Annotated in this window: 14 protein-coding genes; 2 read left to right on the forward strand and 12 right to left on the reverse strand. The window is 30.5% G+C overall.

Features of this window, described 5'->3' with window-relative positions; genetic code table 11:
* Positions 1–17: 17 nt before the first annotated feature.
* Entirely contained in the window at positions 18–455 is a 438-nt protein-coding gene (locus tag ACVHXK_RS02555; RefSeq protein ID WP_461204786.1) for a transthyretin-like family protein, read from the forward strand.
* Between the two features lie 240 nt (positions 456–695).
* Here the strand turns inward: ACVHXK_RS02555 and ACVHXK_RS02560 are convergent, their stop codons facing one another.
* From ACVHXK_RS02560 to ACVHXK_RS02595, 8 genes are all read right to left on the reverse strand, one after another.
* Complete coding sequence (locus ACVHXK_RS02560) at positions 696–2339, reverse strand: methyl-accepting chemotaxis protein (protein ID WP_461204787.1); 1644 nt, start codon at positions 2337–2339, stop codon at positions 696–698.
* 357 nt (positions 2340–2696) lie between these two features.
* Positions 2697–3359 carry a DUF4867 family protein gene (locus ACVHXK_RS02565; protein ID WP_461204788.1) on the reverse strand — a complete coding sequence of 221 codons (663 nt, stop codon included), beginning with the start codon at positions 3357–3359 and terminating at the stop codon, positions 2697–2699.
* A gap of 151 nt (positions 3360–3510) precedes the next feature.
* Positions 3511–5526: an alpha-glucosidase gene (locus tag ACVHXK_RS02570; RefSeq protein ID WP_461204789.1), complete on the reverse strand. Its 2016-nt coding sequence runs from the start codon at positions 5524–5526 to the stop codon at positions 3511–3513.
* Positions 5507–7009 (reverse strand): MFS transporter, encoded by a 1503-nt coding sequence (locus tag ACVHXK_RS02575; RefSeq protein ID WP_461204790.1) that lies wholly within the window; start codon positions 7007–7009, stop codon positions 5507–5509. Before ACVHXK_RS02575 ends, ACVHXK_RS02570 begins: the two co-directional genes overlap by 20 nt.
* Before the next feature lie 157 nt (positions 7010–7166).
* Entirely contained in the window at positions 7167–8480 is a 1314-nt protein-coding gene (locus ACVHXK_RS02580; RefSeq protein ID WP_461204791.1) for an L-fucose/L-arabinose isomerase family protein, read from the reverse strand.
* A 17-nt stretch (positions 8481–8497) separates the two neighbouring features.
* The gene (locus ACVHXK_RS02585; RefSeq protein WP_461204792.1) at positions 8498–9367 is read right to left on the reverse strand and encodes an NAD(P)-dependent oxidoreductase; all 870 of its coding nucleotides are present in this window, start codon (positions 9365–9367) and stop codon (positions 8498–8500) included.
* Between the two features lies 1 nt (position 9368).
* Positions 9369–10037 (reverse strand): transaldolase family protein, encoded by a 669-nt coding sequence (locus ACVHXK_RS02590; RefSeq protein ID WP_461204793.1) that lies wholly within the window; start codon positions 10035–10037, stop codon positions 9369–9371.
* A gap of 98 nt (positions 10038–10135) precedes the next feature.
* Positions 10136–11359 (reverse strand): ROK family transcriptional regulator, encoded by a 1224-nt coding sequence (locus ACVHXK_RS02595; protein ID WP_461204794.1) that lies wholly within the window; start codon positions 11357–11359, stop codon positions 10136–10138.
* A gap of 125 nt (positions 11360–11484) precedes the next feature.
* Here ACVHXK_RS02595 and ACVHXK_RS02600 point away from each other — a divergent pair, with 125 nt between their 5' ends.
* Positions 11485–12219, forward strand: coding sequence for a sulfite exporter TauE/SafE family protein (locus ACVHXK_RS02600; RefSeq protein ID WP_461204795.1), 735 nt, complete (start codon positions 11485–11487; stop codon positions 12217–12219).
* Between the two features lie 285 nt (positions 12220–12504).
* On the opposite strand, the gene opp4C is transcribed toward ACVHXK_RS02600, so the two are convergent.
* From opp4C to ACVHXK_RS02620, 4 genes are all read right to left on the reverse strand, one after another.
* A complete protein-coding gene (gene opp4C / locus ACVHXK_RS02605) occupies positions 12505–13416 on the reverse strand; it encodes an oligopeptide ABC transporter permease (protein ID WP_461204796.1) in 912 nt (303 codons plus the stop codon).
* Positions 13417–13431: 15 nt separating this feature from the next.
* A complete protein-coding gene (locus ACVHXK_RS02610; protein ID WP_461204797.1) occupies positions 13432–14382 on the reverse strand; it encodes an ABC transporter permease in 951 nt (316 codons plus the stop codon).
* A gap of 80 nt (positions 14383–14462) precedes the next feature.
* Positions 14463–15455, reverse strand: a complete 993-nt coding sequence (locus ACVHXK_RS02615) for an ABC transporter ATP-binding protein (RefSeq protein ID WP_461204798.1) — start codon at positions 15453–15455, stop codon at positions 14463–14465.
* Entirely contained in the window at positions 15452–16432 is a 981-nt protein-coding gene (locus tag ACVHXK_RS02620; RefSeq protein WP_461204799.1) for an ABC transporter ATP-binding protein, read from the reverse strand. Before ACVHXK_RS02620 ends, ACVHXK_RS02615 begins: the two co-directional genes overlap by 4 nt.
* Positions 16433–16446 lie beyond the last annotated feature (14 nt).

The following is a 16446-nucleotide window of genomic DNA, read 5'->3' on the forward strand; positions in this document are numbered from 1 at the left end:
TATTTTAGGAGGTAATTATGGGGGCAAGATTAACAAAATTTGAGTTTAAACCTAAACGTAATGAAGAAATTGAAGCAATAATTAAAGTTGCCAAAGAATATAGAAGTGCAATTCACGGTGTAGTTCTTGATTACAATGAAAAACCTGTTAAAAATGCTGTAGTTAAATTATTTTTAAAAAAAGATTCTAATAAAAAACCTTTATTGAAACCACTTACACATACTTTTACAGATGAATGTGGACAATTCTTATTCGGCCCACTGAATCCTTGTACCTGTTATGTGATCAAAGTTTGGTATGCAGACCCAGTATGTAGTAGAGAGGTTGTTATTCAACCAGAAGATTGCAATTATCAAAAGGATCATTCTTTTGATAATTGCACAGATACTTCTTCATGCTCAAAAGATAGTGAAAAATCCGGAATTGAATATTTAGATAATGAATTTGATGAATAAGAGGAAAAAATCGTTGTATAAATTAGAGAATATAAACAGGTAGTAGTTAAAACTGCATATATTATAAAAAGCTTGAACAATCAATTTACAAAAGTAACAAAAACTAAATTAATATTTCCTAATAATGATAGCTTAATGAAAATGCTATTACAGAAAAACTTAAGCCCACAATATAATATATTGTGGGCTTAGGTTTAAATCAATATTTTTTTACTTAATCTCAATAATTGAATTTATTTCTTAGTATTTTCCAAACTCTGAATCACTTAATTCAATACTATCACTCTTTACTATAGCTTTATTTCCCTTTATTTTATCAAGGATTTTTAAAACCTCTGGGTTGATATCTTCTATTTTTTCATGGGAAGAATATTCAATCTCTTTCTTTAATTTAAAAGTGCTAACTAGTTCCTTTAACATTTGAGCTTGTCCTGATAACTCTTCACTAGCAGCTGCTGCTTCCTCTGAAGTTGATGAATTTATTTGTATAACAGCTGAAACTTCAGTAATTCCTTTATTAACTTGATCAACACCAATAGCCTGTTCACTTGTAGCCACTGAAATATTTTCAACTAACTTAACTGATTTATCAATATCATCTACAATACCATAAAGAGTTTCTGCTGTTACCATTGTAATTTTAGATAGTTCTTCAATTTTATTAATAGATTCTTCTATTTTGACTGATATCTCTTTTGCTGCATTAGCTGAACGTAATGAAAGATTTCTTACTTCCTCTGCTACTACTGAAAACCCTTTTCCTTTTTCTCCAGCTCTTGCAGCTTCTATTGCTGCGTTGAGTGCCAATATATTAGTTTGAAATGAAATTTCATCAATCACTTTTATTATTTTTGATATGTTTTTAGCTGATTCATTAGCTGCACTCATCGCTTCTAACATATCATACATTTGTTTATTTCCTTTTGCTGCATTGGTTTTAGCTATTAATGTAATTTCTTTAGCTTCCTTCACATTTTGAGCATTTTGTTTAGTTTGTATACCAATTTCTTCAATAGATGATGTTAATTGTTCAATTGAACTTGCTTGTTCAGTTGCTCCTCCCGATAAAGCTATACTTGCATCCGATAGTCGTCTTGATCCAGAAGCTACTTCTTCAGAAGCTGAATTTATATTGCCTACTATATTATTTATTTTTCTAGACATCGTACTAAAAGCTTTAGTTAACTCGCCAATTTCATCTGCTCTCTTAATAAACACTTCTGGAATATCTTGTGAAAAATCACCTTCTGCTATAATATCTACATACTTAATAACTATTTTTATTGGTTTTAAGCTCTTTGATATTACAAAATAATTAATGATAATTATCAACATAGCTCCTAAAACACCCACACCAATGACTTTTACCATTGTTCCACTAAAAGATTTCATCATCTCAGATTTGTTTATTAAAGATAAAACTGCTCCTCCATTAATATTTATTGGTTCATATGCTATATAATAATCAACATCATTATAAGTCACTTCTTTAATTCCTTTTTCTCCTTTAAGTGCTGCTTCCACGTATTGTTTTAAAACAATATCATCTGTAGCTTTTTCATTATTTATTTTATCTTCCTCTTCTGTATATATGTATACCCCTTGTGAGGATAACAAAATATTCTTACCTTTTTCTCCAATTTTATATTCTTGCATAATTTCTGGTATTTGATTTGTTACTGTCTCATTTTTTTCTAAAGCCAAAGACACATTAGCAACTATTACTTTTGAATTTAGAACGATTTCTTTTTCAACATCTTCCATCAGCTTTACTTTAGTATTAATATTCATAGATACTCCAACCGCTGTCAAAACTATTAATACAGTTAATGCCATTATTAAACTTAATTTTCTTGCTATACTTTTGTTAAAAAACTTAAACATTTTTATCCCCCCAGATATTTTGTCATCGCTAAATAGTGATTTTTATTCGTTAACCCAATTTATTTTTTTAACTTATGACTTTTTGATAATCCTACTTAATTTAATTAAAAATATTTTAAAATTAAAATTATCATCAAATTGTTATTGTATAATTTATATTATATTACAATTACTTCTCTTATTCAAAGAATATTACGTTTTTTCCATAATTTATTTTATTAAAATATCTAGGTTTTTTCTAATTTAACTATTTATACAAATCCAAAGTTCACAAGTCCATTTAACTTTTAAACAAATATAAAAAGCGAAAAGAAAGAACAGTAAAACTCTCATTTTCGCTTTAATTATATATTTACCTTATTGCAAACTAATATTTTCTCCCTTAATTCCAACAAATGCCCCTTTTTCAATTAGTCTTTTATTAGATTTATGTACTAACAACCATTTATTTTTTTTAAATAATAACTCACTATTACCATCCATATATTTTTGTTCTTCTAAAGGCAAATTTGTATCTTTAGGCAAAATTATTACAGCTTTAAACCCGTCCATATTTACTTCACATGGTGAAAAATGAAGTGTAGTTTGATACAATTCTAAGGTTATCCCTTTGGGTACAAAAAACATTTCTACATTGTCTGAATTATAATTATTATTTATAATATCCTTTATTTTACCAAGCATTAATACTAAGTCTGTTACTGCAACAATAGTTTCGCTACCTTTATGATATTCAAGTCCATTCAAAGCTCTATTATGTCCATTACAAAAACCTACTTCAATGGGCATTTCCCCATAAATACAACTTTCAACTAGCTTCGTAACTTTAAACTTTTCCATATCAATTATTGAAACCTGGTATACATTTCCTTCAGGAGGAATCTCTACTTTATTCATATATTTTATATAATCTGTAAAGTCAATATCTTCAATAACCTTTCCATAGGATATAAACTCACTATCCTTAATAGACTTTATTAAAAAATCAGGATTTTTCGCCCTCACATCCTCAATTTTCAAAATTTCATTCCCCCATTCACTTATGGATATATTTTAAAGTATTGTTTATATGCACAAGCTATATTTTTATACAAAGTCCTTATTCTTAAATAATGTGCAATGTGCAATTACAGTTTAAATATCAACAACTTTTTTTAAAATATATCCTCGTTTATATGTTTCCTACACCCTTAAATAATTCATTAAATTCAGATTTTTTTCTATAAAAAACAGCTGGATATCCAATAAGAGCCTCAACAATAATTTCTTCACCGCCACTATACTCTTTATCTGACCATAAATATATCCACTCATCTTTTGGTAAATATAACTTCCTAGTAGTTTTTCCTTCTTCATAAACAGGCGCAACTAACAAATCTCTTCCAAATAAATATTCCCATTGCTTATCAAAAGTTTTCTCATCATCATAATAATGAAAGAATAGCGGTCTTATTGCAGGTATTCCTTTTTCACTATTAAGCTCTACAAGTTCTTTTATATAAGGTCCTAACCCTGTATATACTCTGCCCATTCTTGCCAAATGTTCTAGTATTTCATCGTCACTATCAAATTGATAATTTCTCTCTGGTTTATTTCCTTCGTGACTTCTCATAACAGGTGTGAATGCATTCATTTCTATCCATCTTAATAATAATTCTTTGGATCTCTTCATGCTAAGCAGGGTTGTATATCCTCCAATATCACTATGGCATAATCCAAACCCAGACATAGAAAGAGATAGTTGTGCCGGAAGTACACAAGGTAGACCATAATCTCGAGACCAATCCACATGCTGGTCGCCTGTCCACATTAATGTTGAATATTTTTGAGTACCATTATACCCTGCTCTTGTGAAGAAAAATACTTCTCCCAGTTTACCTTCTTCTTCTATAGCTTCTCTATTTACTTTTGCCCATAAAACAGGCCAAATATTATGAACATTTTCTCCTTGTACATTGTTATAAACTACAGCATCTGCTGGTAAGTATTCACCAAAATCTGCCATCCAACCTGACAACCCAAATTCTATCATATTCTTTTTAATAATATTTTTAATCCATTCATACGCATCAGGATTAGTCAAATCAATCATACCTGCATAGAAGGTTGTACTTTTCACTAAATAATTTTCTCTCTTTTGATTTTTTACTAAATATCCTTTTTTATCTGCTATATTATAAAGGTCCCCATTTTGAACTAAGAAAGGATTTATATATCCTAAAAAGTGAATTCCCTGATCTTTTAAATTTTTGATTTCTTTATCAAGATTTGGATAAAGCTTCTCATCCCACTGCCAGTTCCATCTTAATTGTTTTCCAAAAGATGTTATCTTTTGTCCTTCCCAATCTTGGCACCACACCCCACTAATTGGTACCTCTTTTTCTTTTACTTTATTTATTTTTTCAAGCACTGTTTCTGTACCATCTTGAATACCTAAAATAACTCCATCATAAACCCACTGAGGTAATTTTGGTTGTCTGCCAAGTAATCCCGTCATATTCTCTAATAAATCACAATAATTTTCTTCAATCCCTATTATAATTTTACTAGGTATATTCCAGATATTTAATTCCACTTCATTATCTTTACTAAAATCAAATCTCATAAAACTATCATCTTCAACATGGCAAAAATACTTTCCACTTGAAATAAAAGTTGGTTGTGCATAATAACTTTTCGCATATTTAAATTCTTCTGGCTTATACTCAATCTTCAATTTTTTCTTAAAATGCTTTTTCAAAATACCGCTTAAGCTAACATGCTCTGAAACCCATATATTAACCTTCTCACCTTTTAAATCAAATTTAAGATATTGCTCTCCACACCCGTAAAAATGTTCTTTACTAGAAGATGAAATATTTAACCATAATCTATTAAAAGTGTCCTTTGTTTCAAATGACATATTAAGTCTGTCATCTTCTTCAAATAATTTAATTAATAATTTATGATTACTTTCATCGTAAAATTTCAAAATAACTTCTGAATCTTCTTTAACAACTTCAACTTCTGTTAAAAGAAACTTTTCTACTTCTTTTTCACTTACTTTGAAACTTCCTCTTTTCATTTTATAAACGGCTTTGCCATAGCCTACTGAAATAATCGGCTTATTTTTTTTATGCTCAAAAATTATTCGTCCTTTATATTGAAGAGAGATTTTATTTTCCTCTCTAATTATCTTCATTTGCATAGCTTCCACCCCAAAGTTTTTTATATTCAATACCTGTAATCTCTTCACAGACATCTTTAACTTTTTTATCTACTTCAGATTTTTTTCCGCCTTGTTTTAATCTTTCTATCTCAGCAAGTAATATTTCATGATTTTTAGGACTAATTTTATATTTAAAAGATATAAAAAAACCAATTAAAACGATTATTATCGGTATCGTCATAAGCATTACACGAATACCTGATATTGTAAACTGGGATTGCACTTCTAAATTACTATCATATTGCAATAAATCAAGACAAACTCCAACTAAGAATATCGCCGCAGCTTGAGATATTTTTCTTACAAATGTCATTAGACCTGCATAAATCCCTTCTCTTCTTTCTGTTGATATAATTTCATCAGCATCTGTTACAAAAGGCAACATATTGTATGGAATCATAACACATCCTACTAATCCTACACCAATTAAAATTGCATTAAAATATATTCTTAAATTGCTAGCATTCGGAGTTGCAAAACCTAGGGCAATAACTCCTACTGCAAGTACTATTGTATGAAAACGATATGCTTTTGCATTCCCTCGTTTACTACATTCTTTAGTAACAAAATATAATGATGCTATTTGTGTTAATAATACTACTCCTAAAAAAAGAGAGCTATTACTTGCTGGCTGTTTCAAATAGCAAGTAAAGTAATAAATAAGTAACGCATTAAAAATATCCATTGGTACATATGCCGATAAATACATACCTGTATGAACCTTAAGTGAACGATTACATAAGGCCTTACCTATTGTTTTATAAAAATCTTTTATCTCTTTTACAAAATTCTTTTTCTGAATAGCTTCTATTTTTTCATGTTTTCTTTCCCAGGTTCCTTTATATACTAATAACCAAGGCAAACTAAAAAGCAATCCAAAACAAGCTGCCATTACTATATATCCTTTATTGCTATCCGGAAATGCCGCTACTATTCTTAGAGGGATTAATGCGCCTATTAATGCTGAAATTTGAGAAAAAGCCATTCTCACACCTGTCATAGAAGAACGTGTTGAATAATCATTAGTCATTTCAGCTGCTATTGTATTGTAAGGAACCATTACCATTGTAAACACAGTATTAAATAATAAATAAGCAACTAGATAATATATAAAAGCTGTAACTTGAGAAGAGAATCGAAAAGGTATCCATATCAATGTGAAAGTTATAAATATAGGAAATATACCTAATAAAAAATATACCTTTCTTCTTCCTCTTTTAGACTGAGTATGATCTGAAATATATCCCATCAAAGGATCTGAAACAGCATCCCAAATCTTTCCAAGAGCTATAACTAGTCCTGCTAAAGCAGGCGTTAATTTTGCTACATCAGTCAAAAATATGAGATACAGCATTCCAATTATTAAGAAAGACCCTCCACCATACAAATCTCCAATACCATAAGCTATTTTATTCTTAAATCCAACTTTCCTTTGTTTTTCAGCAGAATAAGTAACTCCCATAAAAATCCCCCCGGTTTTTTTAGTGCACAGTTCACAGTTCACAGTTAAAGAATGATTTTGCTACGCAAAATCGACTACTAAATTAAAGATTTTCTGAGGCACGAAGAAAATCATCCTTAATTGTGCATTATGCATTGTGCATTGTACCTTGTGTCTTCTAAATAACTTCCCAACCCATCAATCTAGCAAATATTTTTATAGTTTCAGTGTAATCCCCATAAATCATAGAAACATGATGTGCAACACCTGAATATATCACTCTATCTAAAACATCTTTTATGTTATGCTCAAATTTAACTTTAGCATAAGTACCTTTCAAAAGTTTTTCCATAGAAATGGCGTCACCTTTCTCCATGAAAATACGATATTTACCTAAAGCTGAATCAATTCTAAGAATAGAAACTTCTCCACTCTTTAAAACAAAATCAGCTGTAACACCTCTTCCACCTGCAAAGTATGGTTCTAAACTTGCATTACATATACCATCTCTAAGATTACAAGGTGCAACTCCGCAATGCCACATTAAAGCAAAATCCTTTTCCAAATCAACTTGTGATAAATCTGCTAAAAACGGCTGAGTTCCTGCAACAGCTTTATGTGCTATCATAGAAATAGCTCCTTCAACATCTCCCTCACAGCTTAAAATATAATCTTCCTCTTGCAAAATGGACATAGCCGCACAAGGTGAAATACCAAAAGTATCGGCAAACTCCGGCCAACATCTAATAGCTAAAGCTGTTATCTTCTTTTCATCTACAAATTTCTTTAATTTAACAATTAGTTCTGCAACTTTCTCAAGTTGGTAGTCTGAAATCTTTGAAATATCAAAAATTGATTTAATATGCTCAATCCGACTCTCAACCTCATCTTTTTCTATCTCTACAGAAAAAACATCTTTTAACTCATAATGATTGAATAATACACCCATTTCTTTGAACATCTTAAGTTCATCAACATTTAAATTGAAAAATCCATGAGCATGATAACCTAAAAGTGCTACATTAGCGCCTTCTATTGCAGTCTTCATTCTAATTGCATCTATCCAATTTTCATCTACTTCGTCCTCTATATTCACATAATAATTTTCATTACCAGACTTATATAAATTAGAAGCATTCAAATTAACGCCACAAACAGAATTCAATCTAATTTTGCCACCATTATAAGGTAATTCGTTTAGACCCCATAAATAAATAGGTTTTTTCATAATTTTATCAATTTCTAAAATCAAATGTCCAAGATGAAAAGTTCCGCTTATTACAATTATTCCATCTAAAGTTTCCTTTGATAATTTTAATGCAGCTTCTCTAGCATCCTTTACTTCTATAACCATATCCTCAATAAAATGTAGCGTAACCTCTTCTAAACTATTTAATTTTTTTATAATATCTTCATAAATATCTTTGGCAGCCTGTACATCAAATGTATTTCTACCTAAACAGATAACTCCAAGTTCAATATGCTGCTTCATAGTTATTCCTTCTTTCGCTAAGATTTCGTATCTTCTCTAACAACTTTAATAGTTGCAGAGAAATCTTCATTACCTAACTCTTGATCCATAGCTTTCTGATAAATCTCCTTAACAACATTTGCACCTTTTAAATCTATTCCTAACTCTTTAGCTTGTTTTACAGCTATATTAATATCTTTATGCATATTTGCCACTGAGAAAGCCGTTGCAAAATTCCCTTCTTTAATTGCATTCTTTTTACCATCTAAATAGAAATTTTGTCCTCCACCATACCCAATAGCTTTAATAACATCATCAAAGTTTAAACCTGAATTTTCTGCTAATACCAGCATTTCATTAACACCATTTTGAATCTCAGCAACTAGCATATTATGGCATATTTTCATAGTAAGACCCGCTCCATTATCACCCATATGAATAATATTATTCCCCATACAAGAGAGTATCGGTTTTACTTCTTCAAAAGTTTCTCTATCTCCACCAACATAAATACCTAGCTTACCCTCAATAGCTGCTGGTTTACTTTTAACAACAGGTGCATCTATCATAACACAGCCTTTTTCCTTTGCCTCTTTTGCTATAGAAACACTTGTTGATGGAGTTATTGTACTCATATCAATAAGTATTGTACCTTCTCTTACTTTTGATAATAAAACATCATATACCGCTTTTACATGTTCATCTTTAGGAACCATAGTAATAATTACATCACAATTTTCTGCAATTTCCTCTGATGATTTAGCTGCAATTGCTCCAATTTTTTCTAACTGTTTTACTTTTTCATCTACAAAATCAAATACCCACACCTCTAAACTACTTTTTTTCACTATATTTTCTGACATAGACTCGCCCATTATTCCAAGTCCAATAAATCCCACCTTTTTCATCTTATTCACCGCCTTTTGCTGTTTCATCCCATGCAGTTCTAAATACTCCTAAACCATGATTAGTAAAAGGATGATAAAAACTATCTTTATATACACCAAACCCACAAGTTACAATATCTGCTCCTGCCTTTGCAGCATCAACAATTTGCTTACCATTTCTAATCGCTGCCACTATTATTTCTGTTTGCATATCATAATTTCTGTAAATATTCACAATATCCTTAATATACTGCTCACAATCATCTCCGCTATTTTCTTTCCATCCAACAAAAGGTGATACGTATTTTGATTTAATTCTTCCAGCTTGTAATGCTTGTGATGGTGAAAATACTAATGTAACATTTGTCTTAATTCCTTCTTCAGTTAAAGTTTTAGCTGCTATTAATCCTTGTTCAGTACAAGGTACTTTAATACAAAAGTTTTTTGACATTGCTGCAATTTTTTTAGCTTTCCTAATCATATCTTCTGCTTCTTCAAGATATGGATCAATTTCTAAAGAAATAGGAAAATCAATTCCTTCAAATTCAGCTGCAAGTTCAGCTACAACAGTTAAAAATGGTTTTCCACTTAATTTGATATGTTTTGGATTAGTTGTAACACCATCAATACCCCAATTTTTATAAGCATACCTAATTTCATCAATCTTCGCACTATCTAAAAAATACTTCATAATCATACCTCCGTTTTTTAATTAAAGTCTTTAATTAATTACCTATAATCATTTTATTCCAATAATTAACCAATGTCAATAATTTCATAAAATAATTATTAAAGCCCTCCTTTATCATAAAATAATTCTTTAATAGCAATAACATAAGACCCAATAAGATAGTCTTCATTATTTAATGTGCTTTTTTCTAAAATACAATTTTCTTGATAATCATTCTTCAAACTAAAAAGCTGTCTTCGTAATTCATTAAAAGCCTCAGTATTTTTAAAGAAGTGTCCGTAAATCACTACTTTATTAATATCAACAAAAGTTATCACATTAGATATCACAAGCGCTAATTCAAAAATAGCTTTATTTATAATTGTATTAGCCTTTTGATCTTGCAAAGGGTACCTCTTTGCAATGGCTGCTATCGTAAGTTCTTTTGGATCCTCTTTACATAAATTATATAAATATGGTGTTTGTTCTTTTGAAAATATCTTTTTAATATTAGCTACTATTGCTTCTTCAGATGCTAAAGTCTCAAGACACCCCTTTTTACCACATCTACATTCTTTACCATTTACATCAAGAGTAATGTGTCCTATTTCTCCTGCTAAATATTTTCCTCCATAATGTATGTGCTTGTTTAAAATAAGAGCTGAACCTATACCTGGTCCATATTTAATAAATAACAAATCATTTATTAGCCTGTTTGATCCCATTTCAATCTCCGCCATAGCCAAGGTTCTAACATTATTATCTACCACAACAGGTACTCCTATATTTTCCTCAAACCATTCTTTTAAAGGTACTTTTTCTTTCCAAAGTCCAAAAGCTTTTTTACTTATACCTTTCTCTTTATCTACAAGACCGACAATACTAACACCGATTCCTAATATTTGTTCTTTTATAAGATTATTTTCCCATAATAATTTCATGCAATTATTAGAAACTTCTTTAATAATTGTGTTAGGATCTTCTCCTTTATTATTTTGAATCTTCATTTTACCCTTTAATTTTCCCTTTATATTATATATACCTAAAGTAACTGTCTCTTTAGTTATATCAATAGATACAACATATTTATAATTTTCATTTATATCAATTAATATCTTTTTTCTTCCTGCTCTAATTTGTTCTCCTTGCTCCACACCTTTTTCAACAAGGATCTTTTCTTCTATCATCTCATTAGTAATAATAGTGACTGCTGCTGGAGTTAATCTTATCTTTTCTGCTAAATCTTTTCTTGACATACTTCCCGAATTTTTTAAAGTCCTTAATATACTAGCTCTATTTTGTCTCTTTAAATTTGTAGAATTAACCCCTTTTGTATTAGACATAAATCCTCCACCTCACAATAATTTATATTTTCTTATCATTATACAATAGATTTTTTTCTAATTCTATTGTATAATAAATTTAATTAATTAACAACTTTAATCAATTCTTGTTAAGGGGTGAAAATATGAATTCAATTACTATTCTTTTATTACTAGGTCTTATTGTTTTAATCACACATTTTTTAGAAGGTGTTACTGGATTTGGTTGCACTGTTATTGCTATGCCTTTTGCCATTCTTTTAGTAGGTATAGATATAGCAAAACCAGTCCTTACTGTTATGGGATTACTTTTAACATTATATGTAGTTATTATTTCTTATAAACATATACTTTGGAAGCAATACTTTACAATTCTATTTTATATGCTAATTGGTATGCCTTTAGGTCTACTTGCCTTCAATAAATTACCAAAAGATTTACTCATAATGATATTATCTTTATTTATGATCTTCGTTTCTCTTAGAGGCTTATTCACAATCTATAGACCTAAAAAACACTCAAAAAAAATCAACCCCTATATATTAAGGTTTATTCTCTTCTTAGCTGGTTGCATACATGGTGCCTTCACTACAGGTGGTCCTCTACTAATTATATATGCTATTGAAAAATTACCTAATAAAAATGAATTTCGTGCTACACTTTGTATGATATGGGTAACCCTAAACACTCTAATAATAGGAGAGAATATTATTAATGGAATGTTTTCTCCAGAAATTACAAGGACAACCTTGTATATGCTACCATTTTTATTTGTTGGTGGAATCCTAGGTAACTGGGCTCACTATAAAATAAAAGATAAATATTTTAGTCAATTAGTCTATGGTGTTTTATTTATTTCTGCTATTTTTATGCTGGTGTAAAGAATTTATTTTCTTCACCAGCTTTTTATTTTTAATAAAAAACTTTTATTACTAATCTAAGCATATTTAAGATTACTTTAAGCTTACTACCTTAATATATAAACATACCAATAGAAAGTAACTTTAACATAATCGTTAATTAAAATAATTGATGCACTACAAAGTTTCTTCCCCCCTTAGGAACTTTGTAGTGCATTACCTTTTGTGCAAGAATATAAATAATAAAAACTGAAACAAAAGCGAAAAGAGTTATTAATATCACTCTTTTCGCTTGAATTATAAAATTTATTTTCCACTCTTAGGATCAAATGCATCACGCAATCCATCTCCAATAAAATTCACTGACAAAACGCTTAAAAATATCATAATTCCTGGTGGTAACCACAACCAAGGTTTTGATGTGAGAACTGACAAAGATTGTGCTTCTGTAAGCATATTTCCCCAACTTGCTGTAGGGGGGCGAACTCCCATACCAAGGAAACTTAGTGCAGCTTCAAGTAAAATTGCATAAGCAACACCAAAAGTAGCATTAACAATTATAGGTGCTAATATATTTGGTAAAATATGAAATATCAAAATCCTAGGAGTTTCTAATCCAAGGCCAACAGCAGCTTTTACATAATCATTTTCTTTTACAGACAGAACGCTTCCTCTTACTATTCGTGTTATAGGTGGCCATCCCAAAAATCCAAGAACAGCAATAATATTCCACAGAGTAGGTCCAATTATAGCTACAACTACTAGTATTATCATGATTTGAGGAAATGCCATAAATACATCAGTAATACGCATCAATGTCATATCAATCCATCCACCAAAATACCCAGCCATAAGTCCAAGAATTGTACCAATAATAGTACTAATTGTTACTGAACCTATTCCCACAATTAACGAAACTCGTGATGCATAAATCAATCGACTAAGTACATCTCTGCCCGATTGGTCAGTTCCTAATATATGTTCTACTGATGGTGCAGCACTAAATGAAGAAGTTACCTTATAAGGATCTTGTGGAGCAATAATTGATGCACAAATAGCACAAATTATTAATAATAGCATTAGCATAACACTTACCATTGCCATTTTGTGTTTCCTAAAGCGATGTAATATCATACTGATATAACTTTCTTCATCCTTTTTTTTATTCTTTTTTATAGAAGTTTTATTCTTTTTTGAGTTCATTTTAAGTTGGGACACACTACCACTCCTTCCCTAATTGTATTTGATTCGTGGGTCAACAACGCAATAAAGTATATCTGTAATTAAATTTGCGCCCAAAACTATTATTGCTGCTATAAAATTCAATCCCATAAGTGTAGGATAGTCTCTACTCATTATAGCTTCAATAGTAAGTCTTCCTATACCAGGCCATGAAAATACTGATTCAGTAATAACGGCTCCACCCATTATTGAAGCAACTTCGATTCCTATTACAGTAACTATTGGAATCAACGCATTTCTTAGGGCATGCTTATTTATTACTAAACGTTCAATTACTCCTTTTGCTCTTGCAGTCCTCAAATAATCTTGTTCTAAAATTTCTAACATACTAGATCGAACATATCTTACCTGCTTTCCTGCAACAAAAATACCAAGAACTAAAACTGGTAAAACCAAATGTTTTACTCTATCTACAAAGCCTGCGGTTCCCCCTAATGTAACCATCCCTCCCGTTGGAAGCCACTTTAGTTTTAATGCAAATATAAAAATCAAACTAAGTGATAAAAAGAACGTAGGTATTGAAATCCCTATAAGAGATCCCGCTGTGGCTATATAATCTAATTTAGAATACTGCTTAGTAGCACTTAAAATCCCAACAGGAATTGCTATTAAAAATCCAACTATCATAGAAAGAATCATCAAAAGGAAACTAGGTCCTAACCTCTCTCCGATAATTTCTGAAACTGGACGGTATGAAGTCATTGAATATCCAAGATTCCCATGTAACACGTTTTCTGCCCAATGAAAATACTGGATATATAATGGATCATTTAGTCCTAAAGCTTCCTTTTTTAACGCAAGATCTGCTGCTGTAATATTCGGATCAACCATCATATCTACAGGATTACCAGGTGCCATATTTATTATAATAAAGCTAATAATCGTAACTCCAATAAGCACAGGAATAGTGATTAATATTCTACGCATAATATAGTTAAACAATGTAAACTCCTCCTCACCCTTACTAAAGTACTTAATTCAAAATAAATACCTTAATAACTTGTTTTTCAACACTATAAATATTATTCATAAAGGAAACAAGCTATCAAATGTCCATCTTTTCCTTTTAATTCTGGAACTTTTTCCTTACATATATCCATAGCTTTAGGACATCTTGTATGAAACCTACAACCACTTGGTGGATTTGCCGGGCTAGGTAGATCTCCTTCAATAATTATTTTATTTCTATTCCTTAAATGTGGATTAGGGATAGGATATGAAGTTAATAAAGCTTCAGTATAAGGATGCTTCTTCGCCATACTAAAAATTTTATTTGTTTCCACAATTTCAACTACCTTACCTAAATACATTACCGCTATACGATCACTTATATATCTAACAGCACCCAATCCATGTGCAATAAATATAAATGTTAAATCAAACTTCTTCTGTAAATCTTTTAATAAGTTAAGTACCTGTGCTTGTGTAGATACATCCAATGCTGAAACTGGTTCATCACAAACAATTAATTTCGGTCTTAATGCTAATGCACGAGCTATACCTACTCTTTGTCTCTGTCCACCCGAAAATTCATTTGGGTATCTATTTTTATAACTTTTCTGCAGGTCAACCATCTCTAATAATTTATCAACTTCATCTTGAATTCTATCTTCAGGTACAATTTTATGAACCCTAAGAGGCTCTGCTAAAATATCACCTATTCTTTTACGAGGATTTAATGAAGAGTAAGGGTCTTGAAAAATCATTTGCAAATCTAAACGAACTTTTCTCATTTCTTTAGCAGAATTTCTAGAAATATCTTTTCCTTCAAATAATATATGTCCGTCTTTAGGTTGCTCTAATCTAACTATAGTACGCCCCATACTAGATTTTCCACATCCTGATTCGCCAACAAGTCCCAAAGTTTCTCCATGATAAACGTCGAAACTAACATCATCTACAGCCTTTACATACCCTACCGTTTTAGATATTATACCCTTTTTTATAGGATAATAAGTTTTCAAATTTTCAACCTTTAATATAGGAGTTTTCTGCTCATTATTATTTATACTCATACAGTTCCCTCCTCTCCTGTAAGCCAACAACGTGAAAAGTGATTTTCTTTAATTTTATTCAATTTTGGCATTTGTTTCATACATTTTTCTGTAACATATGGACAGCGGGTATGAAAACGGCATCCTTCTACCATATTAAATAATGAAGGCACTGTCCCAGGAATTGATTCTAATCTTTTCTCTTCTTTTATATCAATATGAGGAATTGATTTCATTAAAGCTTTTGTATAAGGATGTACCGGATTATCAAATAATGTAAATACATCTGCTTCCTCAACTACTTGTCCAGCATACATTACAATAACTTTATCCGCCATCTCAGCAATTACACCAAGGTCATGAGTTATAAGCAAAACTGTCATGTCCATGTCTTTTTGTAATTTCTTTATCAAATCTAATATTTGTGCTTGTATTGTTACATCTAAAGCTGTGGTAGGTTCATCAGCAATCAATAGCTCTGGTTTACATGATAGTGCCATAGCAATCATTACTCTCTGTCTCATTCCACCAGATAGTGTATGTGGATATTGATCAATAATTTTTTCTGCTCTAGGTATCCCTACCTGTTTCAACATATCAATAGCATAACCCTTTGCTTCTTTTTTCTTCATTTTCAAGTGCAACATTATTGATTCTATCATTTGATTTCCAATGGTAAAAAGAGGGTTTAAAGAAGTCATTGGCTCTTGAAAAATCATAGAGATCTTATTACCACGAATATCACGTATTTCTTTGTCACTTAAATCCAATAAGTTTTTCCCTTTAAAATTAACTTCACCACCAGTTACTCTACCATTTTTACCTAGAAGTTGTATTATAGAAAAAGATGTTACACTTTTCCCACAACCAGATTCTCCAACAATGCCTGTTGTTTTACCTTTTTCTAAATTAAAATTAACATCTTCAATAGCTACAACATCTCTATCTTCAACTTTAAAAGCTGTTTGCAGGTGGTTTACTTTAAGTAAATAATCCAAATTATATCACCCCA

It is taken from the genome of Clostridium sp. DL1XJH146, assembly GCF_054819755.1.